The organism is Stenotrophomonas sp. STEN023 (assembly GCF_056760135.1).
Map to the genome: position 1 here is coordinate 15,042 of NZ_JBRREF010000005.1, position 21,716 is coordinate 36,757.

33 protein-coding genes are annotated in these 21,716 nt (G+C 61.4%); 4 read left to right on the forward strand and 29 right to left on the reverse strand.

The features are described from left to right. Nucleotides 1-45: 45 nt before the first annotated feature. The 22 genes from ACVOLV_RS01950 to ACVOLV_RS02055 all read right to left on the reverse strand — a co-directional run bounded on the left by ACVOLV_RS01950 (nucleotide 46) and on the right by ACVOLV_RS02055 (nucleotide 14,655). Complete coding sequence (locus ACVOLV_RS01950; protein ID WP_481552889.1) at nucleotides 46-453, reverse strand: phage tail terminator-like protein; 408 nt, start codon at nucleotides 451-453, stop codon at nucleotides 46-48. Continuing rightward, nucleotides 450-875 carry a hypothetical protein gene (locus ACVOLV_RS01955; protein ID WP_481552890.1) on the reverse strand — a complete coding sequence of 142 codons (426 nt, stop codon included), beginning with the start codon at nucleotides 873-875 and terminating at the stop codon, nucleotides 450-452. Before ACVOLV_RS01955 ends, ACVOLV_RS01950 begins: the two co-directional genes overlap by 4 nt. Then, a complete protein-coding gene (locus ACVOLV_RS01960) occupies nucleotides 865-1,941 on the reverse strand; it encodes a phage minor head protein (RefSeq protein WP_481552891.1) in 1,077 nt (358 codons plus the stop codon). The genes ACVOLV_RS01955 and ACVOLV_RS01960 overlap by 11 nt, the downstream gene beginning before the upstream one ends. After that, nucleotides 1,941-2,297, reverse strand: a complete 357-nt coding sequence (locus ACVOLV_RS01965) for a hypothetical protein (protein WP_481552892.1) — start codon at nucleotides 2,295-2,297, stop codon at nucleotides 1,941-1,943. Before ACVOLV_RS01965 ends, ACVOLV_RS01960 begins: the two co-directional genes overlap by 1 nt. Then, nucleotides 2,294-2,806, reverse strand: coding sequence for a DnaT-like ssDNA-binding protein (locus ACVOLV_RS01970; protein WP_481552893.1), 513 nt, complete (start codon nucleotides 2,804-2,806; stop codon nucleotides 2,294-2,296). The genes ACVOLV_RS01965 and ACVOLV_RS01970 overlap by 4 nt, the downstream gene beginning before the upstream one ends. Before the next feature lie 2 nt (nucleotides 2,807-2,808). After that, nucleotides 2,809-3,162: a hypothetical protein gene (locus tag ACVOLV_RS01975; RefSeq protein ID WP_481552894.1), complete on the reverse strand. Its 354-nt coding sequence runs from the start codon at nucleotides 3,160-3,162 to the stop codon at nucleotides 2,809-2,811. Between the two features lie 45 nt (nucleotides 3,163-3,207). Then, entirely contained in the window at nucleotides 3,208-4,140 is a 933-nt protein-coding gene (locus ACVOLV_RS01980) for a DUF2184 domain-containing protein (RefSeq protein ID WP_481552895.1), read from the reverse strand. Between the two features lie 12 nt (nucleotides 4,141-4,152). Continuing rightward, nucleotides 4,153-4,605 (reverse strand): structural cement protein Gp24, encoded by a 453-nt coding sequence (locus ACVOLV_RS01985; RefSeq protein ID WP_481552896.1) that lies wholly within the window; start codon nucleotides 4,603-4,605, stop codon nucleotides 4,153-4,155. Between the two features lie 3 nt (nucleotides 4,606-4,608). Further along, nucleotides 4,609-5,739: a DUF2213 domain-containing protein gene (locus ACVOLV_RS01990; RefSeq protein ID WP_481552897.1), complete on the reverse strand. Its 1,131-nt coding sequence runs from the start codon at nucleotides 5,737-5,739 to the stop codon at nucleotides 4,609-4,611. Nucleotides 5,740-6,053: 314 nt separating this feature from the next. Then, nucleotides 6,054-7,856, reverse strand: a complete 1,803-nt coding sequence (locus tag ACVOLV_RS01995) for an anti-CBASS protein Acb1 family protein (protein ID WP_481552898.1) — start codon at nucleotides 7,854-7,856, stop codon at nucleotides 6,054-6,056. Further along, nucleotides 7,856-9,133, reverse strand: coding sequence for a phage terminase large subunit (terL, locus tag ACVOLV_RS02000; RefSeq protein ID WP_481552899.1), 1,278 nt, complete (start codon nucleotides 9,131-9,133; stop codon nucleotides 7,856-7,858). Before terL ends, ACVOLV_RS01995 begins: the two co-directional genes overlap by 1 nt. A gap of 205 nt (nucleotides 9,134-9,338) precedes the next feature. Then, the gene (locus ACVOLV_RS02005) at nucleotides 9,339-9,830 is read right to left on the reverse strand and encodes a terminase small subunit (protein ID WP_481552900.1); all 492 of its coding nucleotides are present in this window, start codon (nucleotides 9,828-9,830) and stop codon (nucleotides 9,339-9,341) included. Nucleotides 9,831-10,154: 324 nt separating this feature from the next. Continuing rightward, nucleotides 10,155-10,613: a lysis system spanin subunit gene (locus ACVOLV_RS02010; RefSeq protein WP_481552901.1), complete on the reverse strand. Its 459-nt coding sequence runs from the start codon at nucleotides 10,611-10,613 to the stop codon at nucleotides 10,155-10,157. Then, nucleotides 10,610-11,071: a lysozyme gene (locus ACVOLV_RS02015; protein WP_481552902.1), complete on the reverse strand. Its 462-nt coding sequence runs from the start codon at nucleotides 11,069-11,071 to the stop codon at nucleotides 10,610-10,612. The genes ACVOLV_RS02010 and ACVOLV_RS02015 overlap by 4 nt, the downstream gene beginning before the upstream one ends. Then, nucleotides 11,068-11,277, reverse strand: coding sequence for a hypothetical protein (locus tag ACVOLV_RS02020; RefSeq protein WP_481552903.1), 210 nt, complete (start codon nucleotides 11,275-11,277; stop codon nucleotides 11,068-11,070). The genes ACVOLV_RS02015 and ACVOLV_RS02020 overlap by 4 nt, the downstream gene beginning before the upstream one ends. A gap of 199 nt (nucleotides 11,278-11,476) precedes the next feature. Next, nucleotides 11,477-12,370: a hypothetical protein gene (locus ACVOLV_RS02025; protein WP_481552904.1), complete on the reverse strand. Its 894-nt coding sequence runs from the start codon at nucleotides 12,368-12,370 to the stop codon at nucleotides 11,477-11,479. An 11-nt stretch (nucleotides 12,371-12,381) separates the two neighbouring features. Continuing rightward, entirely contained in the window at nucleotides 12,382-12,915 is a 534-nt protein-coding gene (locus ACVOLV_RS02030) for a hypothetical protein (RefSeq protein WP_481552905.1), read from the reverse strand. Then, the gene (locus ACVOLV_RS02035; RefSeq protein WP_481552906.1) at nucleotides 12,905-13,111 is read right to left on the reverse strand and encodes a hypothetical protein; all 207 of its coding nucleotides are present in this window, start codon (nucleotides 13,109-13,111) and stop codon (nucleotides 12,905-12,907) included. Before ACVOLV_RS02035 ends, ACVOLV_RS02030 begins: the two co-directional genes overlap by 11 nt. Then, the gene (locus ACVOLV_RS02040; protein WP_481552907.1) at nucleotides 13,108-13,569 is read right to left on the reverse strand and encodes a RusA family crossover junction endodeoxyribonuclease; all 462 of its coding nucleotides are present in this window, start codon (nucleotides 13,567-13,569) and stop codon (nucleotides 13,108-13,110) included. The genes ACVOLV_RS02035 and ACVOLV_RS02040 overlap by 4 nt, the downstream gene beginning before the upstream one ends. Beyond that, nucleotides 13,566-13,847 carry a hypothetical protein gene (locus ACVOLV_RS02045; protein ID WP_481552908.1) on the reverse strand — a complete coding sequence of 94 codons (282 nt, stop codon included), beginning with the start codon at nucleotides 13,845-13,847 and terminating at the stop codon, nucleotides 13,566-13,568. Before ACVOLV_RS02045 ends, ACVOLV_RS02040 begins: the two co-directional genes overlap by 4 nt. Then, nucleotides 13,847-14,512: a hypothetical protein gene (locus ACVOLV_RS02050; RefSeq protein ID WP_481552909.1), complete on the reverse strand. Its 666-nt coding sequence runs from the start codon at nucleotides 14,510-14,512 to the stop codon at nucleotides 13,847-13,849. Before ACVOLV_RS02050 ends, ACVOLV_RS02045 begins: the two co-directional genes overlap by 1 nt. Continuing rightward, complete coding sequence (locus ACVOLV_RS02055; protein WP_481552910.1) at nucleotides 14,509-14,655, reverse strand: hypothetical protein; 147 nt, start codon at nucleotides 14,653-14,655, stop codon at nucleotides 14,509-14,511. The genes ACVOLV_RS02050 and ACVOLV_RS02055 overlap by 4 nt, the downstream gene beginning before the upstream one ends. Nucleotides 14,656-14,739: 84 nt before the next feature. Here ACVOLV_RS02055 and ACVOLV_RS02060 point away from each other — a divergent pair, with 84 nt between their 5' ends. Further along, nucleotides 14,740-15,231 (forward strand): hypothetical protein, encoded by a 492-nt coding sequence (locus tag ACVOLV_RS02060; RefSeq protein ID WP_481552911.1) that lies wholly within the window; start codon nucleotides 14,740-14,742, stop codon nucleotides 15,229-15,231. Nucleotides 15,232-15,233: 2 nt separating this feature from the next. Here ACVOLV_RS02060 and ACVOLV_RS02065 read toward each other — a convergent pair whose 3' ends face one another. Genes ACVOLV_RS02065 through ACVOLV_RS02090 form a run of 6 tightly spaced genes read right to left on the reverse strand, consistent with a single transcriptional unit; the run spans nucleotide 15,234 to nucleotide 18,642 of the window. Then, a complete protein-coding gene (locus ACVOLV_RS02065) occupies nucleotides 15,234-15,782 on the reverse strand; it encodes a hypothetical protein (RefSeq protein ID WP_481552912.1) in 549 nt (182 codons plus the stop codon). Continuing rightward, nucleotides 15,782-17,200 (reverse strand): replicative DNA helicase, encoded by a 1,419-nt coding sequence (locus ACVOLV_RS02070; RefSeq protein WP_481552913.1) that lies wholly within the window; start codon nucleotides 17,198-17,200, stop codon nucleotides 15,782-15,784. The genes ACVOLV_RS02065 and ACVOLV_RS02070 overlap by 1 nt, the downstream gene beginning before the upstream one ends. Next, nucleotides 17,200-17,481, reverse strand: coding sequence for a hypothetical protein (locus ACVOLV_RS02075; RefSeq protein ID WP_481552914.1), 282 nt, complete (start codon nucleotides 17,479-17,481; stop codon nucleotides 17,200-17,202). The genes ACVOLV_RS02070 and ACVOLV_RS02075 overlap by 1 nt, the downstream gene beginning before the upstream one ends. Then, complete coding sequence (locus tag ACVOLV_RS02080) at nucleotides 17,478-17,867, reverse strand: helix-turn-helix domain-containing protein (RefSeq protein ID WP_481552915.1); 390 nt, start codon at nucleotides 17,865-17,867, stop codon at nucleotides 17,478-17,480. The genes ACVOLV_RS02075 and ACVOLV_RS02080 overlap by 4 nt, the downstream gene beginning before the upstream one ends. After that, nucleotides 17,864-18,166 (reverse strand): hypothetical protein, encoded by a 303-nt coding sequence (locus ACVOLV_RS02085; RefSeq protein ID WP_481552916.1) that lies wholly within the window; start codon nucleotides 18,164-18,166, stop codon nucleotides 17,864-17,866. Before ACVOLV_RS02085 ends, ACVOLV_RS02080 begins: the two co-directional genes overlap by 4 nt. Then, complete coding sequence (locus ACVOLV_RS02090) at nucleotides 18,163-18,642, reverse strand: phage regulatory CII family protein (protein WP_481552917.1); 480 nt, start codon at nucleotides 18,640-18,642, stop codon at nucleotides 18,163-18,165. Before ACVOLV_RS02090 ends, ACVOLV_RS02085 begins: the two co-directional genes overlap by 4 nt. A gap of 321 nt (nucleotides 18,643-18,963) precedes the next feature. Here ACVOLV_RS02090 and ACVOLV_RS02095 point away from each other — a divergent pair, with 321 nt between their 5' ends. Next, the gene (locus ACVOLV_RS02095) at nucleotides 18,964-19,443 is read left to right on the forward strand and encodes a hypothetical protein (protein WP_481552918.1); all 480 of its coding nucleotides are present in this window, start codon (nucleotides 18,964-18,966) and stop codon (nucleotides 19,441-19,443) included. Between the two features lie 134 nt (nucleotides 19,444-19,577). Here ACVOLV_RS02095 and ACVOLV_RS02100 read toward each other — a convergent pair whose 3' ends face one another. Continuing rightward, entirely contained in the window at nucleotides 19,578-19,811 is a 234-nt protein-coding gene (locus ACVOLV_RS02100; protein WP_481552919.1) for a helix-turn-helix domain-containing protein, read from the reverse strand. Nucleotides 19,812-19,884: 73 nt separating this feature from the next. On the opposite strand from ACVOLV_RS02100, the gene ACVOLV_RS02105 reads away from it, so the two are divergent. Further along, on the forward strand, nucleotides 19,885-20,562 hold the full coding sequence (locus ACVOLV_RS02105) for an XRE family transcriptional regulator (RefSeq protein ID WP_481552920.1): 678 nt from the start codon (nucleotides 19,885-19,887) through the stop codon (nucleotides 20,560-20,562). A gap of 54 nt (nucleotides 20,563-20,616) precedes the next feature. Next, on the forward strand, nucleotides 20,617-21,570 hold the full coding sequence (locus ACVOLV_RS02110; RefSeq protein ID WP_481552921.1) for a BstA C-terminal domain-containing protein: 954 nt from the start codon (nucleotides 20,617-20,619) through the stop codon (nucleotides 21,568-21,570). Nucleotides 21,571-21,716: the final 146 nt, after the last annotated feature.

Genomic DNA, 21,716 nt, shown 5'->3' on the forward strand with positions numbered 1-21,716 from the left:
AACGTGCAAGTCCGCAGCAGTGGTGCTCTAGATCCTAGCATCGTCCTACGATGCAAAGCCTCTCCAAGGGATGGTCACAGGATGCATGATCCGCTCGGGGTCTTGGATGATGCTGGACGTCCACGGCTTCCGCTCAACCCGCATACCAGCGAAAGTGATGCCCTTGGCGAAGGCGGCGATGATCTGGTCCGTCATCGCGGTTCCCACCATGATCCCTTGTCCTGGTCGATAGCACGCGGACAGCTGACAGAAGCCCTGCATAAGCGACGGTCCATCGTTTTCAATGCCGTAGTTCTCGGTCCGGTTTGGAAACCACTGCAGTTCCAGCCACCGGCCGTCCTTACCCGTTGGGGGTGAGAACGCCTTGCCAGGGTACGAGCACTCCAGCCTTTGTGCTGCGGCAAACGTACCCGCCAACGTGGCGAACGCGTCGTAGATCGCGGAGTCATTCATCCCATCCTTCCTCTCACGCTGGCAGCAACCTCGGCAACAATGAAGTCCCAGCGCAGAGCAGCAGCTCGGGCAAATCCCCTGCCCGGCTGGGCATAGGTGCGACCGCGACTGTCCTTACCCTGAAAACCGTGCTCCATCCGCATGGCGTACTTTGCGGTCCATCCGACCCATACCGTTTGCCCCAGCTCCATCGTAGAGAACACCAACGCTGGCGACTGCCCACTGTCTGATGGCATGCCTTCGATCGACGCCGCGGAGGAGTTCCGCAGAAAGCCGCTATCCACCGGCATCCGACCACCCTGCGCCTCCGGGGTATTCGCTTCCTCGACCAGCAACGTGGCCGACTCCCGGAAGATCGTGCTCTGCATGGTCTTGGCTTTCTCCACGAACGCACGCACTTGCGCTCCGAACTTATTTCCCACGTTTCACCTCCGCCACCATATCCACCCGATAGTTCTTTGTGCAGCGGCAACCAATCACTTCCTCCACCCCGGCACCGAGAGCCATGTCACCCGGATAGCGCATCAAGGCCCCACTCGGCGTATGGAATGGCTCCCCGAACTTCCGAACCTGTCTGTTCATAAGGTCGTGGCTGTGCCGCGTCCTGTCATCACCTGTTGCGGACCAGGTACCGATGACACTCTCCGGCGCCAAGCGCCCCGTTTCGATCTGCTGCCGGTAAGACTCCTCCCGTCCGGCGTTCATTGCCGTCAGCGACTCGGTCCGGGCGATCACCTCGCCGCGCAGCGCCAGCAGTCGGTCCGCATAACGCCCTGAGATCTTCTCGATGTCCGTAGGCGCCATCCGCAGGCCTGCATTGATGGCCCTGCGGACGATGCCGTCCAGTCGTTTATCCCTGCGCTTCCGGTCGAAGTACCTCGCCATTTGATTCGGGTCACCGCTGGCCAGCTGCTGCCGCACATTGGCGACGAACTGAGCCTGCTGCGCGGTAAGGCCGACAACGCCACCAGCACGCCGGCCGCTTTCCCCAACTCGCCCAATCAACTCCAGCGCGGTCTGGCGTGGATTGGTGCCAGCAGCCATGCCGCGCGTCAGATGCTGCCTCACCAGCACCCGCTGATCCTCCACCACGCCGGTAATCAACCGCGAGGAGTTCGACTGCAGCCAGCTTTCCACGCCACGGTTGCGCATGTCGAAACCGAACCGCAGCAGCGGCGTGTCGTTGGCCGGGTTGTACCGGCCGCGCACCTGCTGCCGCAGCAACACCGTCGGCAGCTCCCTCATTCCCACTTCACTGCCAGTTATGAAGGCCTGCCGCACCTGCTCGGCCAGCGGGGAGAAGCGCTCCGCATCAAAGCCCAGCACCTCCAGCACGACGTCCACTTGGCCAGCCTGCAGGAGGCTCGCCAACAGGTCCAACTTCACCTGCGACCGAACGCCAGCGATGGCCTGCTCGAACGCTCGACGGATAGCCGGCTCCAAGCGCCTGGCCAGCAACTCCAGCTCGCGGGGCGTGTAGTCGGCCATCAGCGTCGCGCGTGAAACTCGTAGAGCAGCACCTGCCCGCCGGGGGACAGCGACTGCAGGTCAATGAAGCGGTACAGCTGGTCGCCCAGCAGCAGCCGGTCGTCCTTACCGGGCTGGATGTCGACGGCTGTGGAGATCAGGCCTAGCTTGTCTCCCTGCACCACCAGCGTGCTGTCGCGGTCGGTCAGGCTGTAGTCCAGCTCCACCACCTTGCAGTCGTGCCGGGTGTGCGGGCCAGGCTGCGGGTTATGCGGCGGGCCGGTTGGTGCGCCATCGCGCTCCAGCTGAGTGCTGTAGCCGTAGCGGTCGATCAGCTTCGTGGCCGTTGCCTGCATCCGATCGTAGAAGCGGCTCATACGACACGCACCGCAGGCAACACAGCCGGCGTCCGCAATAGCGGTGCCAGGATCTCATCAATGGCCGGCACCACCGGCCGGTTCGGCACCTGGCCAGCGGCCGTGGCATCGGCATAGGTGACCTCGATGGGGCCGACCTTCTCCTTGGTCACCGCCTCGGTGGCCACGTAGTCCGGCGATAGGCTTCTAGGTGCTACCAGCTCTCGGAGAGCGGCCTCGTAAGTTGCGCGTTCCACCTCGTCGGGCACTTCGCCTGAAGGGATGGGATTCCCGACGTAGTCGACGGTGCCGGTGCGGGGCCACTCGTTCGGCTGACCCCGTCCGGCAGTGCGCACGCCAGGGAACATCGACGCCCAGCGGCCGGATGCGAGCAGCACCCTGTACCGGCCGTCGATGTAGTCCGTCGCACTGATCAGCGCACCCGCGCGGGCTTGGACCGTGCCGGCAGCCCAGGCAACATTTCCACGCGCCTGGTGGTAGCTGTTCGCGCCTTCCAGCGTGCCGTACATGATCAGCCCTCGTCGCCCGGGTTGCCGCCGGTCGTGGCCTTCTCGGAATCGGCAATTGCCGCCAGCAACTTCGGCACGCCCCAGTTGCCCTTGGCATCGATGCCCAGCTCCTTGGCGCGCGCGAGCAAAGCTTCTTTGTCGGCACCGCCCTCGCCGCCCGCGTTGCCGCCGGCGGCCTGGCTGCTGTCGCTGGCGTCGCCACCGGTGATGGAAAGGATCTCGGCCTTGATCCAGCCCTGCACCACCGAGTTTTTCTTCAGCTGCTCCCAGTTCGCGACTGGCGTCTGCTCGCCCGGCGGAAGGATGGTGCCGTCAGGCAGGCCCAGTGGGCCATTGTGGTTGTTCTTGATCTTCATTCTTCGCTCCGATGTGGCCCCAGCACATGGCCGGGGCCGTGAGGGTTAGATGCCGTCCAGGTAGACGACTTCCTTCGGCAGGCGAACGTCCAGGCCGCCCAGACGCATGACGCCCGGGACCTCCCAGTAGAGCGCGCCTGCCTGCCACGCCGGCAGGAAGCGATGCGGCATCGGCATATGCAGCTTCAGCACGTTCGGGCTGTAGCGGTATGCCACCAGACGCGGAGTGCCACCGACGCCGGCGGTATCCAGGCCGCGCTGGCCGCGAACCGTGAGCGCCTGCCCGGTCTGCACGGTGTAGACATTGTTTGCCAAGAACCACTGCAGGATGGTCATGTCGCTGTTGTCGCTCATCTTGCGAGTTGCGATCAGCAGGTAACGCGACCACGGGAGCAGTAGGCGGTCAGCAATGGACGCGGTGTTCGTGCCGTTGAACACATTGAGCAGTGACTGGTTCATATCGGCGACGATCTGGTCCTGCGTGGCGCTCACCCAGTCGCCGGTCGGTGCGGCAATCGGGGTAACACCGGCCGCATTGAACAGCCCGGTGAAGCCCTTTTCGGTGTCGCCCAGCAGGGCCACACGATCAACCATCTCCTCGGATGCCTGGCGCGCGGCCGCAGCGTCATCCGCCTGCAGCGGAATACCCAGCATCTGCGCCCGGCCAACTTCCTCCCAGCCGAACCCATAGCCGATGCCTGCGGTGTGCACGCCGGTCTGGTGCTGCGCGCGGGTGGTGCCGGCCTTCGGGATGTCGCTGGCATTGCCGTTGATCCACCCGGCCTTGCCGTACTGGTCGGACGAAAAGTAGGTGACCGAGGTGGCGAACTCACTGCCGCTGGTGTCGACCGGAATCAACCCGCGATACTGAACTGAGGGATAGACGGTCTTGTAAACGCCAGGCTCAATGATCGCGGTCTGCGCGATCACGAAACCCAGGGCGGCCTGGGCGTCGAACAGGGGGATTGCTCCACTCATGGTTATGATTCCTTAGCCGAGACGGACGACGGCCAGCTGGCCGGCGGCGGTGGTGCTGGTGTCCCAGCGGGCGCCGGTGAAGGCGGTGTTGTCGGTGGCCTCGTTGGTGAAGGCGCCCGTGGCGGTCACGTAGACCGGGTCACCGGCATTGACGGCCACGGCGGCGGTCACCCAAACGTCGCCCTCGGTAATGACGCGGGCGGACGTGTGCTGCGCGAAGCTGTCCGGCACTCCGGCGCTACCGACTGCGGAGCGGTCCAGTAAGGTGATGCCCACCAGCTTGGTAGCACCGGTACCGGCCAAAACGATGCACTTGTCGGCGGCACCCTGGGCGACGGCGCAGCCAAACGCGATTCCGGGCGCGTTTTCCACGTCGCGGCTGATTATCGTGGCAGGCACCATGGTCGCCTGCGCACCCTCGATGGCTGCCGGCGGGGTGTCCGGATAGTTGGTCTGTAGTGCCATGGCTTAGGCCTCCTTCTGGTCAGCGGTGCGGCAATCGAGACCGGTCACGGACGCGGCGTAGCCGTTATCCCGCACGGTCTGGCGATTGATGGTGCGGTCACCCAGAGCGACAGCGACCGGATCGCGCGGCTTTGCTTGGCCGTACAGACCGTCGAACAGCGCCTCGACGTAGGCCTCATGCTTGCCGGCCACGGCGGCATCACCTAGCTTCGCGACAACGGCGGATTTGCGGACATCGGCGTCGCTCTTGCCGCTGTAGTCTGAGTCGTGGACGGCCTTGGCCTTGGCGATCAGGTCGCCACGCGACTGCACGCGCTTGTCCAGATTCGCATCGCTGAGGATCTGACTCTTCAGGGCATCGCGCTCGCCCTCGGCCTTTGCGATGGCAGCATCCTTGACGGTCAAGGCGGCCTGGTGCGCCGCCGCGGCGCTTCCTGCGGCGGCCTGCGCATCGTTGAGCTGCGCCTGCAGCTTGCCGATGGCAGCGGCCGAAACATCGGTGCATTCGACGGGCAAGCCGTCGACCACCACGATGCGGGTCTGCTGATTGCTCATATTGCTCTCCTGCGAGTTGGGGTGGGCGCTCGGGTCCGGTGCACCGGGGGGGCGCCCATCCCCGATGCGAAACTGGGACCCAGCCCTGCCACGACGGACTAGGGCCAAGTGGTTATTGCGGATGTTTTTCAGCTTGGCCTCGTATGGCTCGCCCTCAGGCGTGAAGCCGTCCTCCCAGACAATCTCGGCCGAGTAGCCCTGCGACAGCTCGCGCTTTCCTGCATCGAAGTCGTCGATCGCAGCCTGGTCCATCAGCACCAGCGGGACGCGAATGCGGGTTTTGTCGTGCGCCGCCTCATCGCCGGTGTGGCCGATGGCGTAGTCCTTCCAGTTCTTGGCGCTGACGTCTTCGGGCGGATGGTCATTGGTCATCGGCCGATGCGTGAAGCTTCGAAGTGTCGCTTCGGAGAACACCTCTTCAGGCGGCCGATACACGCGCACGTTGAGCAGATCAGGTCGGCCCACCTCCTCGCCCAGGTAGTTCTGGATACCGGTGCGGGCAACGTATGCGTCGGCCACGAGGTAGCCGTCCGCGGTGCGGCGGGGTGCCGTCACCGAGACTCTGTCAGTAAGGAACATGGACACCTCAATAGAAAAAGCCCCGCTATGCGGGGCTTGTAGTCATCTTTTGGAGCCGGGAGCTCCGCCACGAAGTGGTGGCCCGCCACGCATCCGAGCCATAGTCATGCCTCGGACCTTGTTACGCTCATTCCTGCGATGCCCGGCCTCTGCGCGGACTTTGGCTAAGCGCCGATCTGTGAGTTGCTTTTTGTGAGCGACCCACGCGTGTTTCCCGAGCTGCTCGGTTGTTGCGAATTCCTTATCGCATAGCTTGCATCTCACCTTTTGGCGATCCTTCGCAGTTCGATAGGAATAGCCTAACAGTTTCGAAATTATCGGACCGCCAACACTTTAATCCCTGCGGATCTCTTCGAAGATCTCCGGCCCAGCACGATGCGGCCCCGGTACGGCTCGACCTTGACCAAGTCGATCTGCGCCTTGGTCAGGCTGATGTGCGGCGTGTAGTCTGGGTAATCGTGCGATCCACCGGCGCGGATGATGGCTTCATGGCGCCAGGTAAGCTGCGACGACGCGAAGAGAATCACCGCCGCCATGCCCCCCAGAGGCTCGATCGCGCGCGGTCCGCCCTCCGGGATCACCAATTCATCCCTGGCACTGCCACACCACTCGTTGGCATTGCCGGCCTTGATCCAGTCGAAGGCCGCGCGGGAATAGGCAACCGCCACATGCAGGTCATCCTGCAGCTTGGTGATGCCCTGCCCTTTGGCCCACGACTCAATCTCGTCGGCGTTCAGAACCTTGCGACTGACATAGAGCGAACGCGGCTCCGCATCACCCAGCGAGGACACTGCCGCCCGCGTCTCGACATCGTCCTGCTCATCCTCCGCCCGCTGTTCGGCCTTGCCGTACTCGAGCATTTCGGCCTCCAAGCCCGGTGCAACGCCCACCTCGGTAAGCATATTCACGGCCACCGTGGTGAGCACGTCGTCCGGAATCAGCCTTGTGTCGGCAATGGTCTTTATGGTGTCCGCAGTGGTCTTGCCGATGCTCGCTCGCTCGGTGTCGGTGGTCTGCCACAGGCTGCGCCAGTTGTAGAACACCTCCGGCGGCCTGCTGCCCAACGCAGAGCGGATGATGCACTCGTCCAGCACCTGCAAAGACGGCTGCAGCACCAGCTCCTGATTGCTGCTGATGCGGTCGTAGTAGTTCCGCAGGTCGCTCTCGCCACTGGCATTCAGGCCGCCTGGGGACTGCCCAGGCAGGCGGGTCATCGGAATGTCCGACGCACCGGATACCAGTTGCAGGAACCCCATCAGCAGGTCGACCAAGCCGCCGAATTGCGCCTGTTTTTGCTCGTACTCTTCGCCTGCGTCCAGCAGCAGCGCGCCATTGATTCCCTTCGCCATGGCCGCCAGCTGCAGCCGCTGCAGAACCTGCTTTTCGTAGTCCTCATCTGCCAGCATGGACATAAAGTTCGGGATCTTGATCACGTCAACCTTTGCTTCGAACACCAGGGAAGCGATGTTGGCCGCGCTGGCGTCGGCATCCTTGATGGCCTTGCTGATGGCCAGCAGCACCGAATCGCCCCAGCCATCGCCGATACCCAGCTCCGGATCCGGCTTCTCCGCACCGTGCAGGATCACCAGCCGCGAAGGGTGGATCTGCACCTGACTGGCCTTGCCGCTGCTCAGTGTGTAGAACGCCGGCTGCCCGTACCCCGGAGATTCCGGGTCAAGATCCAGCTCGCCCGCCTGCAGCACGCGCTTCGAGAGGACATTGATGTGGCGGATTCCGCTCTTTCCGAGCGACTCCGCCTTCAGCGGCTGCCTCGGATCGGAGTGGCCGGTACCGATGTAGAGCGCGGCGCCGCCGGTGAGCCGCGCCCGGATCATCGCCTTCAGTAGCTTTTGCTGCAGGCCCAGCCGCTTCTCCTCCGCTTCCAGAGCGCTGATCTGAGCCTGATCAGCGCTCCAGCCACGCCACTTTCGGCAGCTGTCCATCGCTGGAATGTCTATCACCTTCCGCGCCAGCCAAGTGCCTCGGTATGCGTTGTCGGCCTCCTGCTCCGACAGAGTCGGGATGCCGTAGAAGGTCGCCGCCGCCTTGTCGCGCGGGGTCCCCAGGTTCGCCACCAGGTTGACTAGCCCGTCCTTAAATTGTGCGAGCTTGCCCATCAGAGCGCGTTCCCGAGGTTGTAGGTACTTCCAGTGACCAGCTCAGCGAACGCACCAGACAGCGCATCCACCTGATCGTCATGCTTGGCGTTGGGGAACTCGGCGATCTCGTCCAAGAACGCCGCCACCCAAGGGCCGTTCACCAGCTTGATGTTCCCGGCTTCGGACTGTGCCTCAACCGGTGTTGCCCGGACCTCTTTCGATCCGGATTCCACGACCGCCTTCACGTCCCAACCGGAAAGCAGCTTCACCTGGTGCGCAGCATTGCTCTTGCCCGCGGCACCGGGGTCCTGAGGGATGCGGACCTTGATGGTCCTACCGTCCTGCAGCGCGGTGTTCTTCAGCATCCGCTCTACACCAGCAGGCGACACCTGATCACGCACCACGTCCAGCACGTAGTAAGTGCCGCCGATCTCGCCCAACAGCAGGCCGACCGTGTAGTCGGGGTCGCTGCTCGTCTTCTCCTTAGGATCGGTGGCAGCGAAATCCCAGCGCCTGACCTTGCGCGCCGCCGAGATGGCCGGCGCCGCCTCCACCACCTCGAACCACTCACGCTTGAACTTGCCGCCGTCGCGCGGCGTTGGCCGCTGCTGGTACTGGCCGGCATATGCGTAGCTGCCTTTCGCCCGCTTCAACCTCTCAATCTCGACGCGGGGGAAACGCTCTGGGAACAGCAGCTCGCCGTCCAGCGTGCGTGGATCTTCGAAGAACAGCTCGCCGTCGACATAGGTGCGGCACGGACCGCCTGTCTTCTTGCCATCCTTTTCGACCCGCTCGCCCTCGAACTCCATGGGCAGGTTCAGGTGGACGAACCTCAGGTCCAGCTCCAGTGCTACCGCTGCAACGTCCTGCTGGTGCAGGCGCTGCATGATGATGACCATGGCCGATGACGTCAGGTCGTTGAGGCGATCGGTGATCCCTTCCCGGAAGATGCGAACCGCGGTCTTGCGCTCGGCGTCACTCTCGGCCGTCTCGGTCGAGTGCGGATCGTCGACCTTCACTCGGTCGCCACGGCCGCCTGTCATGGAGCTGAAAGGCCTGGCCTCGCTGAAACCGTTGCCCGTGTTCTCGAACTTTCCCTTGGCGTTCTGGTCGCCACGCAGCTTCATCGGCCACGCTGCCTGGTACTGGTCGCTCTCGATGAGGCGCCGCAGCTTCAGGTTGTCGCGTAGCACGTTGGGCTGGCTGTAGGAGGTCGCCAGTGTCTGAAGGTCCTGGCGCCCGACCGGACCCCACTCCCACGCCGTCCAGAACACCATCAGCAGCGACTTCATCATGCCCGGGGGCACGGTCATCAAAAGGAACTGGATGCGACCTTCCGTGACCGCTTCCAGATGCCGGCACATAGCCCGCAGTGCCCATCCAAACTTCAGCGGTCTGGTCGGCTCCAGAACCCGCCAGTGCTCCCTGATAAAACCCTCCAGCGTCTGCGATCGCGCGCGGATGCCTACGATGTCCTCTGCGATCCTGGCCCGCTCCCGCTCAGCCGCCCTCCTCGCCCTCTCCTCTCGGATCTCCGCCAATGTCGGCAAGCGGACCGAGGATCTGTTCAAGGCGGTCGAGGTCATCGTCTGAGAGGTCTTTCAGATTGTAGGTGCCTATGGCGCCGGAGTGCCTGTGCTTCTCCACCAGCAGGCCGGCCAGCTTTCCCTTGCCCATCGTGGCCGTGACTGCAGCGCTGGCCTGCTTCTCCTTCAGCGCCAGCTTCCGAGCCTGTTCCAGCTCGGCCATCAGGCTGTCGACAGTCACTTCGTTCTTCTTGGCAACCTTCGTCTGGCCGGCCCGAACCGCCGCCTGAATGAACTCATTGGCCAAGAGCCGGGAACCCTGCTGCTTGGCAGTCTTCTCGCTGTAGCCGGTGCGGATCGCCGCCTGCGTACCGTTCTGGTCCTTCAAGTACTCAGACACGAAACGTTGTTGTTTAGGAGTTAGGCCGTTTGACTTGGACACTTTTTCATCGTCGACTTTTTTCATTTCCCACACCTGCCGCAGCGACGGGAAGGAAATACCAATTTCTGAGGGCGATATTTCTCGCACTCAACGAAGGTAGAAGAAAACCATGAAAAACTGCTTAAAACTCGGAAAAAAATTCGGCGAAGCCCTAGCTCTCTTCCAACAAGGATCCGAAGGACGCGCACTAACTGAGTACGAACGTGATTCGGCTTTGCAAGGGTTGCTGTGCTGCCCGGAAGAGCATAAAGACGTGCTATTCGAGCAGTTCCACCAGTATCAGCGAACACAATTTAGGTTCACTCTCTAGTGAAATCACCCCGGGGTGACCACGTCACCCCGGGGTCCTCAGTGACCCGCTTCAATCACGGCCTGGCAAGCTTTGAGCTGGTCGTCTGCGTCCCGTCCAACTCGAATAACAGCACCCGCAAGCTCTGCTCTGCTTTGGGCGAGCGCATCACGTTCGACGGTGCTGGCGACGGCTTGGGACAGTAGTCGGGTTTCACAGCCGGCCCACTCTTGCCGCAGGCGGACATTGCCACTGCGCAGATCAGCAACAACAGCAGCAGGGATGGCCTCGGCCGCTTCCCGGTCTTCTTCATGCTTGGCTCCGATGGTGGCCAGTGCCTGGCCTTGAGACTGCTCAATCGTCCGGGCGCTCTGCACTGCCTCGACCTGAGCAGTCAGCACCTTGGTCTCCTGCCGGCTCTCTGCCAGATCCGCCGAGCGGTCGCGCCACTCGCGGCCCAGCAGAGAGCCGGCGAGGAACAGACCGAGCCCGCCGAGGATGTGAGCGCGGGTGATCACTTACGGCCCTCACACATGGCGCGCTCCGCCGCACGTCGATTGGCAAGGCCCTGCACGCGTTTACCGCCTGCATAGACCCACTTGTCCAATTCAGGGCACCAGGCCGGTGCAGGCTCGCCGGCATTGATCTTGCGCACCAGCGTCGAGCGGCAAGCTGCGCCCACGCCCACGTTGTAGGTCCAGCTCAGCACCGCTGCCCACTCCCGCTCACGTAGGGGCTGCTTGATGCACTGGCTGATACCGTTGAAGTAGCTGCCCAGCTCGCTGTTGAGGCGGTCGCTGCACTCCTTCTCCGTGTAGGTCCGTCGCTCGATGTTGGTCGTGCTGCCGTAGCAGACAGTCAGGACGCCGACGATGTCGCGGTACGGCTGGGCCTCGTAGCCCTCCCATGGCTTCACCAAGGCGACCGCAGTCGGCAGGACGCCGGCGATTGAACCGCCGATGATCTTGCCCTTCATTCGGCAGCCTCGCCGCGGCGGGCTTGGCGCCACTCCCGGAACCACTTCCAAGCCAGATAGCTGATCTGCCCGACCAGGTAGATGGCCGTCAGCACCAGCACGATCCGGTCCAGGCTGGCACCAGCGACGACGGACCCCGCGACAGCGACCGGTGGTGCTGCCTTTGCCACAGCACTGCCAACGCTGCCGATGATCTCGTCGCGCATGTGAATCCCCTGAATGCTCCGGTGCGTCATTGCGCTCTCCCGGTGGTGTCGAATAGGTGCCCGTCACCGCAGCCCGACTGGCTCGATGATTGGTTCGGTGAGGGTGGACGGGCGGAAACGACGAAGCCCCGGCATTAGGCCAGGGCTTCGGAGACAATTATTGACGGTCGCGCAATTCGACCATCCCGTTACGTCACTGTCAAGGGGGGAGCCGCTTCGCCCCCCCTCTATTCTGAGAGTAGTGGTTGATTATGGCCTTTATCTGCGCCTCCCTTTCCTGGTCCGTTGGTAAACGAGCCCAGTGCAAATAGTTGTCGTCAGAGTAAGGATTCACTTTGGCAACGACACTTCGGTTAGGAGATGTTCGCCTCGCCAGCGTCGTATTCAAAGTGTCAATTCGTTCCTCGGCCTCGCGAACCTGACCTGCGAGCACTACTACCTCACCGCGCAGTGCTTCCGCCTCCGCCGCATTTCCTTCAGCAGCAGCTAGTTCCGCCTGCGCCGTTGCCAACTTTTCAGCAAGCGAATCTTTCTGTTCCTCTGCCTCAGTAATAAGACCTATAAGCGAACTTAGATCTGCTGCTGGAATAATGTCCGCCCATGTTTCCATCGCGCTTGCAGCCTCTTCTTGGATGCGTTTGCAGAACTCAATCGCCTCCTCGTAGTTTCGGACAGTGACCTCGGGATTCGTTTCAATGTGCTCTCGATGGCTTGCGAACTTTTGCAACCTCCGCTCAAAAGCTACCGTTTGCGCAAGCATCAACTTCAGCCCACGAACCGCCACCTTCCCTCTAGCAGTCAAAATGCCTTGACCGGATGCCTCGGCGATTAGGTTTGTCACTCGTGCACCGAGTACTCCACTCGACACAGCCAACAATATCTGCACGAGGGCAGTAACCCCGCCGTCCAGCTTTTGTTGACCTATGACAAAGAGCAAAACCGACGCGACCAGGAGCAGACAGGTCCAAGGCTCAAAGATCAATTCACGGAACTGACGCCATTGCCTCGATATGGCATCGGCCTCCCCAGTCGCCCTTGCGTCCGCTCCATCAATCTTTCCGCCTGACTTAGTTCCACGTCCAATCATCGACACTCCCCCTATTCCTATGCCGCAACCCGGCCCCTAAGCCAGTCTAGTGCCTTGGTCAGCTCATATCGATACTGCCTCAGCGTAAGAGACCCGCCATACTTCTCAGCAACCATCCGCGACTTGACCGCCTGACTGGCTGCCACGGTGTATTCGGTGCGTAGAATCATGGCTCGGAGCAAGTTCTGACGCTCCATTGCCACCAAGGCTGACTCCACCCAGCGCAGGTTGTCGGGAATGCCCACATCCACCGCGATCTCTGGGTTGTCGTGCAGCCGGTCAGCGTCGTTGGTCGACCGGATCGGATCCACCGCCCACGTCGGCAGGATGTGCATGGCATCCACCCCGCTGCGCCTGGCCATGAACTGTCGGCGGCTGGAGCCGTCCCTCCCAACCAGGTCACGCAGCGCCCGTTCCTTGGTCCCGGGGGCAAAGTCCCTCGCCTTGTCGAGCACATGGACGCTGCGGTCAGCACGGGACAGCGCGTAGCGATTGGCTTGGGCATGCCCCCATGCGCGGAGCGCCAGCACCATCGGATCTTCATTGCGCATCGCTCAGCTCCTCTAATACTTCATCATCTAGCCGGAAAGCCGGCAACTTGTTGTCGATCGCGCAGGCGCCCTGCCGGTCCGGCTGCTTCTTGCAATGGAACGTCTCGTCCGTCAGGTCACGGAACTGGCACACCGAGCACCGGCCCAGGCGGCGGACCCGGGCCTTATACCGCTTCCACATGCGGTCAGTGCTCAAGCGGCCACCCCATCCAGTAGCGACGGCGCCGCGGCGAGGAACTCAATCTCTACCTCAACCCGCGCGCCCTTCTCGTCCGGCTCCATCCGCTCCTGCAGAATGCGGCGGTGCTTCTTGTCGTCCACCCAGGCCACGCCGTTCAAGGCGTCGGACAGGACTTTTTCGCAGTTGCCCAGATCGATGCACTGGACAGTGTCATCCCAGGTGTACGGGTCCTTGCGAGCCCGCTTCGTCCAGTCCTGCGGCCGGTGCGGATACGGGCGGATGGTCAGGTGCACCCGCCCGGCGTGCGGCTGACGGATGCCGGCGGCGCGGGCAATGGCTGCCACCTCAGCCTTGTACTGCTTGGCCTCGTCGGTCACGTAGGTCATAGCCAGCGGCCTCGGCTTCTTCGGGATCACTCGCGTGGCCCAGTACCGGTTGCTGGAGATCGGGTACGGAAGAATCAGGGTAATCATGCTGCTTTCCTTTGATTGAGCCGGCGCAACGTCACGTTCAGCGCGGCGAGTTCATCCATCTTCATGACCGTCCACATGCGCTTCTGGCCGTGCCAGCCGTTGAAGCTGCCCTGGTGGCAGTCATTGCACAGGGCCACGGTCGTGAAGTGCTGGCCCTGGTTGATGTGGTGGGCGTCACCTGGACCCGACGCATCGCAGACGCTGCAAGGGAGCCACTTCACGGCCTCCATGTGCGCAGACTCGGCTGGGGTGATTGGCTTGGCGTTCTTGCTTCGCATCAGGCATGCTCCACGCGGCCGGCGAACCCAACAACCGAGGTCGCGGCCATGCTGAAGGGTGTGCTTTGAGGCAAAACATCAAGATCAATTTGAAGCGCGCGATAGGTCACGCCGGGCTGATCACCCTCGGAGTGCTTGTCGGATTTTCCCTCTTGGCCGTCGCTGGCCCACTCCGGATTGGGGATTCTTGGCCAGCATGGGTACAGGCCGTTGGCAGCATTGCAGCCATCGTTTTCGCGGTTCTGGTCCCGAGATGGACGCGCGAGGCAGAAACTGAAGATCGAGAAAGGAAGGAGCGAGCCGAAGCACTTGCTCTTGCCACCGTTATGATTCGTGAGCTGGAGGAGTTCCGATTTCGAATCTTCATGGATTTGACCCAAGCGAAAGGTGCTGACCCCCACTCGATCATCGAGGTCAACACGAAGGCTATTCCCCAATCCCTTTGGTCGAACGCGCTTTCCCTTCACAAGCTTGGTGAGCCAGGGGAGAACGCCCTCCGAGCGATCTACTCCGTCCATCGTGCCCGCGATGTTGAATCCGGTGGAACAGTCGTCCGCGAGGACATCCGCACATATGCCGAGTTCATGGAAAAGGCCTATCAGCATGCTGATTTGGCACTCGATGGGCTCCGAGCGACCTTGGAATAATTGGCAGGTTGCAGTCACGCAGCCCTCCGATTCGTCCCAGCCATCTCCCAGAACTCGGCGCGCACAGCATCGAGCTTTACTTGGCTGTAGCGCTTGCCGCCGCCCTCGGGGAGAGCGGCGATAAAGCGCTGCGCTGTGCAGTTGGCTAGAAGGTTGATCACTGCTGTTTCATCGACACCCCAAAGTCTCAGACCCTGAGACTGAGATATGGCCAATTGGCTCCCCCACATATGGCGCTGACCACAATGTCCAATGAAACTCTGAAGCGAAATTCTTTCGTTGAAGCAACGCTGGAGCTCGGCCGCAACTGGGCACTTGCAGTGGTCGTTGCATCGGCTGGAACTGCCGCTCTTTACATTGAAACCGTTGATGGCCCCAGTGGTTGGGAGCAGTACCTTGCTACGGCTTGCATACTGTTTTCCATCGCCTGGCTTTTCCTCGCCGGTTTCAGGTTTTGGGAAGTCGTCAGCATATGGATTAAGGCGCGACCAGGGAAAGGCAGAAAAATTGGGGCAATCGCTCTTTACGCGCTGCTCGTTCTTGCCGCAGCTTTCATTTTGGTTTCGATCAAAAGCCTCGCCACAAACGCTCAGATCATCAAAGTCTGTGAGTCCGGAGAGGAAATTCCTGGTAGCAAAATCCCGCAGTATGACGAGTGCAAGCGTCTGTCTGCGCAACGCAAGGAGCTTAGCGACCGCCTTGAGGGACGAAACAATGTTGAGGTTCAGACGCCGTAGCATCACGCGATCCTCTTCGATTGCTGTCTGCCACCAGTCATCAGCAGGTAGTCGGACCGCACTGTGTCAGCCAAGCCGCTGATCAGATTCCGATCGATATAGTCGGTCAGCCCCCGGAAGAACTCGTGGAACTCGCCCTCGTCCATCTCGTCAAACGCGATGGACCGAGGGACCTGCACTTCGACCTTGCCGAGCTGGCCCAGGTCGATCTCCATCGGGTCGCAGAGAACTCCGGCCCGCTTCTGTACTTCCTTCACGGCGTCATGTGCCGTCATCGACTCGAAGCCGTCGACGTGGTCCACCAGCAGGTAGCCGACCGCATGCACCAGCCGATGGAATGCCGAGTTGCGGCTTTGCTTCAAGTCGCCACGGATCTCTTTGCCTACCACGAACCGACGGTCGCGCAATAGGCGCTGATCGATATCGTTGGCCGGCACCAAGGCGCCAACCAGCTCACCGGTATTGGGATCGACCAACCTGCGCACCATCAGGTACACCGGCCGACGGGCACGCTTGGCGCGGGTTTTCTTTGCTGCTGGGGTGAGAGTCATTAGTCACCTGCCCTTGCCGCTGCTGCGGTCGTGTGGACGGGAACACTGCGCGCGCGGCGCGGCGCCGGCGGCTGGTCCAGGTAATCAGCCTGCAGCTCCGGATCAAGGAACCGCATGGTCTTGCCGTCAAAACCCAGATCGAAGCGACCACAGGGGCCGTGCCGGTTCTTCTCGACGTTCAACTCGGCCTTGCTCGGATCTCCGTTCTCGCGGTCGTAGACCCAATGGCGATACAGGAACGCGATGATGTCCGCCTCGCGCGTGGCCTCATCGCTGTTGGCGATATCACCCAGGCTCGGCCGCTTGTTGCCGTTCCGGGTGTCCACCTCGGCCTTGACCTGCGCCAGCACCACGATTGGGATGTCCAGATCGCGCGCCAGCGTCTTCAGGGTGCGGGCCACCTCGCCCACTTCCTCGGCCCGACTGTTCGACCGTGGCACGCGGATGCGCTGCAGGTAGTCCACCCACGCAATGCGGATGCCGTGCTCCTGCTTCCAGCGGCGGATGGCGCGGACGACCTCATCCAGCGTCGGCGCACTGCGGTCGTAGATGAAAACACTGCGACCGATGAGCTTTCGCATGCCGGCGCTGAGCTGTGGCCATTCCTCGGCGGTGAAGTCCCCGCTGCGCAGCTTCTCAGCCGCCACGCCGGACTCGCCCGAGATGCCGCGCGAGGCCAGCTGCCTGGCTGACTGCTCACCGGAGATGATGCCCACCGGAAGGCCGAGGCCTCCCTGGTGGAAGGCGCAGTTCACCAGCAGCGCGGTCTTGCCCATCGATGGGCGTGCACCGATGAAGATCAGATCACCACCATGCGCACCGCCCAGCCGCTTGTCCGGCCGGGTGAAGCCATACGGCACCCCGCGCACCTCGCCCTTGTGGGCATAGGCATCCTCGGCGTCGCGCCACGCTTCACCAAGCGCCTGCTCCAGCGTGTGCTCGTAGCCCATGCGGGTCTTCGTCAGCTGCATCAGCTCGCGGATGGCGTCATCCAGAATCGTCACGGATTCCTCGCCTTCCGGGTTCATGCACTTGCCGATCAGGGTGTCGCTGATGTCGATTGCGCGCCGCATGGCCGCCCGTTCGCGGATCAGCGCGGCGTGCTCGGAAACGCTGACTACGGTGTAGCCGTTCGATTGCAGCTCGATCAGGTAGGCACCGTCCATGCGGTTGCCCAGTCCTTGCGCCATCAACCACTCGCCGAGGTAGATGGAATCACAGGGTTTTCCGCTGGCTTCGAGCTTAAGCATCTCGCTCCACAGGACCGCGTGGTCGTTGCGGAAAAAATCGCTCGGCTCCAGGTTGGCGCGACCGATGGCCTCGGGATAGTTCATGCAGCCGCCGAGCACGTATTGCTCCGATTCGATGGCAGTGGGCAGGCTGCGGCCATGCTGTCCGTGAGCGCGTGGCATAGCCATCACAGCAGCTCCCGGCCGTCATGGGCTAAGCCGGACAGCGATTGCTGTGAGCCTGCCTGTCCGCCCTCGCGTGCCAGCCAGTCAGCGCGCAACGATGCCCAGCCGCGCTCGCAGCAGAGGCGGACTGCATCCTCCAGCGATAGCCTCACCTTGCCCGCTTCACGCAACAAGCCTGCCACCGCAGTTCCCGTCAAGGGTAGTTTCTTCGCTTGCCGGATTGCCACGAAGTCGCTGACAAGTTCGGCAGACAAATCTGGAAGCAGCTTGATGGCATTCGTCACTGCCACGCTATGACGGTTGCTTCTGACGGTTCTTGATGGTTTATGACGGTTAGTGTCCGCCTCCCGGACAGGTTCGAGTTCGGCAGGCGGACCGGTTCGGCAGACGGACTGGTTCGGGAGGCGAACAGGTTCACTGCATTCAGATCGACTGTGTAGGACGTGTGCCGACCATTGCTCCGGTCCGCCAAAACCAGCCCCTCATCCTCCAGCCAGCGAATGGCGGCAATGACTGCCGTCTTGCCAAAACAAGTGCGCTCGCAGATCTTCGCCAGTGACGGCCAGGCAACGCCCTGATCGTTGGCGTTGTCAGCCAATGAAACCAAAACCGCCTTCGGTGTCGGCGGCATCTGCAGCGGCCAGCAAAGGGACATGACCGTGGTGCTCACTGGTCGCCCCCGAAGATCTGCTTATGAAGCGCGATTTCCATTCGCGCAATCTGCTCAGGTGATCGCGCGAGCGCGGCCGCTTTTAACTCAGCGCACAGTCTCCGCGCCTCTTCCTTGTTGCCAGCGGCGAGCGCGGCATTCGTAAGGTCGGAAAGCTTTTGAATGCGCTGTTCCCGTGCCACGTCGTAGTTCATCGTGTTGTCTCTTTTAAAAGCCAACAAGAAAGGTATAAGGCAGAGCCCATCAAAAATGCCGCCAACCCCTGCCAATTGATGGGGGGTTAGAAATATCTCGTTCATGCTGCCGCCCTCGCCTCGCACATCTCCCGCAACTTGGACATCAGCCGCATGCTTGCGGCCTGGCGCTCCATCTCGGCAGCCAGCACAGCCTTCAGCTCGTTGGGCGTGATGACGCCATCGCCCAGCGCTTCCTCGAGCACGCGATCGACCTCACCCTCTGCGCTGTTCGCTTTGAGCAGGCGCTGCATCAGGGATCCATGCCCGGCCTCAGTCCCGATCTTGTGGAGCTGATAGCCGTGGTTGTTGGCCAGTGCGAAGAGGATGCGGTGATCCCCCGTCAGGCCCATCAGGCGGTCAGCCTCGGCGAGCGAGAGGTGATGCGTCGTGGTGTTCGGGTTGACCTTGCTGTTGAGCACAGCTTCGGACATCGGCACGCGCTCGCCATCCTTGTTCACGCGAGTCAGGCGCTCAGCCAGAGGTCCAGCGCCACCGGGGTAGTCGTGGACGGTATCGAAAGCAGCATCGAGGACGTTCATGGGCGGTCTCTGAAAACGTGGTTTGCGTTACGACGCCGTCGCAAGCTGCGAGGCATGGAGAAGATCAAGTCGCGGAAGGAACCGAAGCCGATGCCGGCAGGGGTCGTGAAACTGGTGTGGGCCGGAGATCGGGCCTATGCCCTGAGCTGGGAGAACGGCCGGGTAACGCAGCGAGCGCTGCGGATGCACTGCCCTGTCCGGCAGCTCCTGCCTGGGGTTGTCCTGCCCTTTCGAGCGGTTCCGTAGGTGGCCGGCAAAGGCGCCGCCCTCCTTGCGGTAGGCTGCTGTTTCCACACGAACAGCCCGCAAGGAGGGCGACTTATGGCCAAGATCAACAAGGAACGCCTGATCCGCATTCTTAAGCTCGCGGAGGACGCCAACCCCCAACAAGTGAATCTGTCGATCGCCCTTGGTCAGGAGGCAGACGAGGCAATCGTTGAGATCCAATACCTGAAGGACCACGGGCTGCTGGATGTATTCATCTCGCGTGCGCTGGACGGCGAATACGCGCTGGGTGGAGCCCGCATAACCTCTGCCGGCCTTGACTACCTCAGCGACGACGGCGGGCTGACTGAAGAACTCGGGGCGCTGACAGTCAAGATTCACGCCGAGTCCCTGCAGCAGATGCTTGAACTGATGGTTCTGCGGTCAGATCTAGACCAGCCTCAAAAGCAGAGATACCTCGATGAGCTTCGCAAGCTGCCTGCCGAGACCACAAAACACCTCGCACTGAAGGCAGTTGATGCAGCAATTGCGCACTCGGGAAAACTGCTCCCACTACTTCAAAGCATGTTGGGTTGACCTTCGTGCGACGGAAATGCAAAGAAATGGCCGCCGTCACCGGCATCAGGAATTCATCGAACGGAATGCGCCGGTATTCGTCCGTGACATGGGCCCCCCAATGGCCAAATGCCAACGCATCCGGCTTAACGTACTCAGGCTGCATTGGCCGCCTCCCCTTCGGGCGCTTGGCGCTCAGCTGGCGGCGTCGCACCGGTCGAATGCAGGTGATGCAGCTGCACGGCAGCCATGCCGCCCGGCTCGCGTGTGCGACGCTGCTTGATCTCACTAACGGTCTGTGGAGATTTCCCGATAGCCCGGGCGATCTCAGTCAGAGACCATCCGCGTGCTTCGAGCGCCTTGATTCGATCAGCCCAGGTCATGTCCATGGGTGAGAGGCTACGGTATTCCGTTGCGCAAGGTCAACGGCATTCCGTTACGGGGTTCCGTTCCAATGTGAACATGGAAACGATTGGTTCACGAATTCGCACCGAGAGGGAGGCTCAGGGCATCAGCCGGGCCGAGCTTGCTCGTTCTGCAAGCATTGCCACCACCACCCTGTCCGACCTTGAGCTGGGCTTGTCGAAGTCCACCACGGCGCTACACAAGATCGCTAAGCGGCTGGCACTGCGCCCGGAATGGCTCGAAACCGGAAAGGGGCCGAAGGCTGCGGCTGAGTCTGCGCCAACTGACGACGACTACACCGACGTGATCGCTTACTCCCAGGCCGTCGGTCTTGGAGCAGCTTGCGCCGAAGCGATGGACTATGCCGAGACGCATAGCCTGAAGTTCAAGAAGTCGAGCCTGCGGCGCCGGGGCATCTTGAACAAGCCGCTGGCCGTCTATTACGGCAAGGGTGATTCGATGGAGCCGACGATCATGGATGGTGATGCCATCCTTTTCGACACCAGCGACTCCCGTCCTGTCGACGATGTGCTCTACGTGATCCAGGTGGCCGGCAACGGCAACCCGGAATACTTCGTCAAACGAGCCGAGGTACTGGACGACGGCACTGTGCTGTTCAGGACAGATAATCCGTCCGGCGACCACAACTGGAAGCGGTCAAAGCGGATGGATTCAAAGAAGCACCCGATCACGGTCATTGGCCGTGTCCACTGGATAGGTGGTTGGGCGGACTAGATTCCGCACCATCAACAGGCCACCAAAAAACCTAAATAAAGGAACGACTTAGGAATGAAAAAGGCAATGGAACAGGCCGCCCCAAAACAGCTTCCACTGGAACTTGGAATTGAAGTTCAGCGGGACGTAAATGGGATTGAGATGGGGGTTCTGGAGAATGGGATTCCCTATTTGACTCAACGAGGCCTAGCCGGGGTAGCCGGGGTATCTCGAAATGTGATCCAGACCATCACTAAGGAATGGGAAGAACATTTCCATGACACAGTTCTTGGCAAGGATCGAATTTCGTATTTCAAGGCATACCTGTTCGACAAAGGCTACTTCGAAGAAAAGCTGCACGTAGAGACGGTGCAGAACGGAACGACACACTTCGCGTACCCAGACGTGGTGTGTATGGCATTCCTCGAGTACTACGCCTTTGAGTCAAAGGCGGATGGAGGGACCGCGCTAGAGAGCTTTCGTAAATTTGCTGCATTTGGTTTACAAAAGTTCATCTATGAATCGCTCGATTACACCCCGTCGGACAAGTGGAAGTATCACAACGACCGAGTTTCCCTTCTCAAAGACAGCTCTCCACCTGGGCACTTCACAGTGTTCAAGGAGATCACAGGACTTGTCGTTGACTTGATTCAAGCGGATTTAACGGTCAACCATAAAACAATTCCAGACATCAGCGTCGGTATTGCCTGGGCCAAGTTCTGGGCTGAGAACAACTTGGAATCACAGTACGGATGCCGGATTCAGTACGAGCACAACTACCCTGATTACTACCCGCAGTCCATGAGCAACCCCCAGAAGCCGAACGCTTACCCAGATGCAGCATTGCCGACGTTCCGGCAGTGGTTCAGGCAGGACTACTTGCTAACGCGATTCCCGAAGTACATTTTGACCAAGGCGAAGTTGCTTCAGGGTGGAAAGGAAGAGGCGCTCAAGATTGGCGCGATGTACAACCAGAATCAGTTGCAGAAACCCCTGGCACCCACGTTGCCAACGCCTCCCAAACACTGACATCAAAACCTACCCCGCTCCGGCGGGGTTTTTATTGGGCGGGGCTTGGGGCTGAACTGGTTAAGCAATCTCGCGGATCCACTCTACGGAATACCGTTTACACGAAATAACGGAATACCGTAGATTTGCCCCGTCGGCCCACCCGG

What these genes read in the sequence shown, in the direction of transcription:
- ACVOLV_RS01950 (WP_481552889.1), bottom strand. Translation starts at nt 453, where the DNA reads ATGAATGACTCCGCGATCTACGACGCGTTCGCCACGTTGGCGGGTACG.
- ACVOLV_RS01960 (WP_481552891.1), bottom strand. Translation starts at nt 1,941, where the DNA reads ATGGCCGACTACACGCCCCGCGAGCTGGAGTTGCTGGCCAGGCGCTTG.
- ACVOLV_RS01965 (WP_481552892.1), bottom strand. Translation starts at nt 2,297, where the DNA reads ATGAGCCGCTTCTACGATCGGATGCAGGCAACGGCCACGAAGCTGATC.
- ACVOLV_RS01970 (WP_481552893.1), bottom strand. Translation starts at nt 2,806, where the DNA reads ATGTACGGCACGCTGGAAGGCGCGAACAGCTACCACCAGGCGCGTGGA.
- ACVOLV_RS01975 (WP_481552894.1), bottom strand. Translation starts at nt 3,162, where the DNA reads ATGAAGATCAAGAACAACCACAATGGCCCACTGGGCCTGCCTGACGGC.
- ACVOLV_RS01980 (WP_481552895.1), bottom strand. Translation starts at nt 4,140, where the DNA reads ATGAGTGGAGCAATCCCCCTGTTCGACGCCCAGGCCGCCCTGGGTTTC.
- ACVOLV_RS01985 (WP_481552896.1), bottom strand. Translation starts at nt 4,605, where the DNA reads ATGGCACTACAGACCAACTATCCGGACACCCCGCCGGCAGCCATCGAG.
- ACVOLV_RS01990 (WP_481552897.1), bottom strand. Translation starts at nt 5,739, where the DNA reads ATGTTCCTTACTGACAGAGTCTCGGTGACGGCACCCCGCCGCACCGCG.
- ACVOLV_RS01995 (WP_481552898.1), bottom strand. Translation starts at nt 7,856, where the DNA reads ATGGGCAAGCTCGCACAATTTAAGGACGGGCTAGTCAACCTGGTGGCG.
- terL (WP_481552899.1), bottom strand. Translation starts at nt 9,133, where the DNA reads ATGATGAAGTCGCTGCTGATGGTGTTCTGGACGGCGTGGGAGTGGGGT.
- ACVOLV_RS02005 (WP_481552900.1), bottom strand. Translation starts at nt 9,830, where the DNA reads ATGAAAAAAGTCGACGATGAAAAAGTGTCCAAGTCAAACGGCCTAACT.
- ACVOLV_RS02015 (WP_481552902.1), bottom strand. Translation starts at nt 11,071, where the DNA reads ATGAAGGGCAAGATCATCGGCGGTTCAATCGCCGGCGTCCTGCCGACT.
- ACVOLV_RS02020 (WP_481552903.1), bottom strand. Translation starts at nt 11,277, where the DNA reads ATGCGCGACGAGATCATCGGCAGCGTTGGCAGTGCTGTGGCAAAGGCA.
- ACVOLV_RS02030 (WP_481552905.1), bottom strand. Translation starts at nt 12,915, where the DNA reads ATGCGCAATGAAGATCCGATGGTGCTGGCGCTCCGCGCATGGGGGCAT.
- ACVOLV_RS02040 (WP_481552907.1), bottom strand. Translation starts at nt 13,569, where the DNA reads ATGATTACCCTGATTCTTCCGTACCCGATCTCCAGCAACCGGTACTGG.
- ACVOLV_RS02045 (WP_481552908.1), bottom strand. Translation starts at nt 13,847, where the DNA reads ATGCGAAGCAAGAACGCCAAGCCAATCACCCCAGCCGAGTCTGCGCAC.
- ACVOLV_RS02060 (WP_481552911.1), top strand. Translation starts at nt 14,740, where the DNA reads ATGTCCAATGAAACTCTGAAGCGAAATTCTTTCGTTGAAGCAACGCTG.
- ACVOLV_RS02065 (WP_481552912.1), bottom strand. Translation starts at nt 15,782, where the DNA reads ATGACTCTCACCCCAGCAGCAAAGAAAACCCGCGCCAAGCGTGCCCGT.
- ACVOLV_RS02070 (WP_481552913.1), bottom strand. Translation starts at nt 17,200, where the DNA reads ATGGCTATGCCACGCGCTCACGGACAGCATGGCCGCAGCCTGCCCACT.
- ACVOLV_RS02085 (WP_481552916.1), bottom strand. Translation starts at nt 18,166, where the DNA reads ATGAACGAGATATTTCTAACCCCCCATCAATTGGCAGGGGTTGGCGGC.
- ACVOLV_RS02090 (WP_481552917.1), bottom strand. Translation starts at nt 18,642, where the DNA reads ATGAACGTCCTCGATGCTGCTTTCGATACCGTCCACGACTACCCCGGT.
- ACVOLV_RS02095 (WP_481552918.1), top strand. Translation starts at nt 18,964, where the DNA reads ATGGCCAAGATCAACAAGGAACGCCTGATCCGCATTCTTAAGCTCGCG.
- ACVOLV_RS02100 (WP_481552919.1), bottom strand. Translation starts at nt 19,811, where the DNA reads ATGGACATGACCTGGGCTGATCGAATCAAGGCGCTCGAAGCACGCGGA.
- ACVOLV_RS02105 (WP_481552920.1), top strand. Translation starts at nt 19,885, where the DNA reads ATGGAAACGATTGGTTCACGAATTCGCACCGAGAGGGAGGCTCAGGGC.
- ACVOLV_RS02110 (WP_481552921.1), top strand. Translation starts at nt 20,617, where the DNA reads ATGAAAAAGGCAATGGAACAGGCCGCCCCAAAACAGCTTCCACTGGAA.